This is a genomic window from Rhodococcus aetherivorans (assembly GCF_011058165.1).
GTDB classification, from domain to species: Bacteria; Actinomycetota; Actinomycetes; order Mycobacteriales; family Mycobacteriaceae; genus Rhodococcus; species Rhodococcus aetherivorans.
Window position 1 is genome coordinate 1 of the sequence record NZ_JAALEG010000196.1, and the last position, 1,301, is coordinate 1,301.

1 protein-coding gene is annotated in these 1,301 nt (G+C 65.6%); it reads right to left on the bottom strand.

Annotated elements, in window-relative coordinates; genetic code table 11:
* Positions 1 to 31: 31 nt before the first annotated feature.
* Positions 32 to 1,129 (bottom strand): ISAs1 family transposase, encoded by a 1,098-nt coding sequence (locus tag G6039_RS30115; RefSeq protein ID WP_102799316.1) that lies wholly within the window; start codon positions 1,127 to 1,129, stop codon positions 32 to 34.
* Positions 1,130 to 1,301: the final 172 nt, after the last annotated feature.

The following is a 1,301-nucleotide window of genomic DNA, read 5'->3' on the forward strand; positions in this document are numbered from 1 at the left end:
CAGGGCCCCGGCAAAGTCATGTAATTGCATGTCAGATGGTGTGAAGTAGGTCGATCGGCCGGTGCGGGTTGCGGCTGTGGTGCCGCAGGGCGGTGGCGATGCTGGTGTGACCGGCCAACCGGAGGATGCTGACGGCGGTGTTCCGGATGGTGGCCATCACTCGCGGCGCGGTGCCGGTGCTGATGGTGGAGCGGTCTTCGTCGAACGTGACGTCGCGAACCCAGTGGAGGCGGTTCTCGATGGCCCAGTGCCCGCGAATCCAGGCCGCGACCTGCGACGGAGCCGCAGAGGTCATCGGCATCGAGGTGATCAGGTAGACCACCTCAACGGTTTTCCGGCCGTTCCTGGTCACGGTGCGACGAACCTGCAACACCTGGCAGGCGTGCGGGAACCCGAGCCCGGCATCGACCTCGGTCGCCTTGATCGTGCGCCGCTCGAGTCGACCGTGACCACGGCCGCCGGTCGACGAGCAAACCGGAATATCGTTCCATGGCAACGACTTCAACAAGTTCCGTAGGGATCGTTGATTGTTCTTCACGGTGAACACGTAATGTCCGCCGCGACCGACGATGTAGTCGGCGGTGCCCCGCTGGCAGTGCAACGCATCCGCGGTGACCACCACATCGGTGAGATCGAGCGCATCGAGCAGATCGGTGATCAGCGGGATCTCGTTCGTCTTCGCACCGACCTCAACCTGCCCGAGAACCACCCCACTGCCCTGGTCCAGCGCCGCCAACAGGTGCGTCAGATGCCCAGCGGCATCCTTCGCGCCCCGCAACGTCTTCCCGTCGACCGCGACCACCCGGCGCCCGTCGACCACCCCGGTCCGCAACCACGCCCACACCCCGATGACCTGGTCCAACACCGCGGCGTCGAGGCGGCCGAGGGTGCGTCGGATCGTCGATTCCGACGGTGGCCGACCCTTGATCCCGAGCCGGTCCAGCACATCCGCCGGCACGTCGTGAACCCATTCCGCGACCGCAGTGAACGAGCGGGCGCCGGCACACACCCCGGCCAGCGCGACCGACAGGATCACCGCCAACCGGTGTCGAACCCCACGTCGAGCCCGTGGATCAGGCACAAGGTCGAGCACGTCGAGGATCCCGGTGTCCGATATCGGAGCGGGCATGGGAGAAGATGAGGAAGCGGGCACGACTCGTTCCTGGTTGTGGAGCTTGTGTAGGAACTTGAATCATCACCGAGACGGTCGTGCCCGCCCCAATCCACGCTCCCCGTCGAGTGCCATCTCGCACTGAAACCGCAGCTCAGCGGGCATCACTCACGACTTTGCCGAGGCCCTG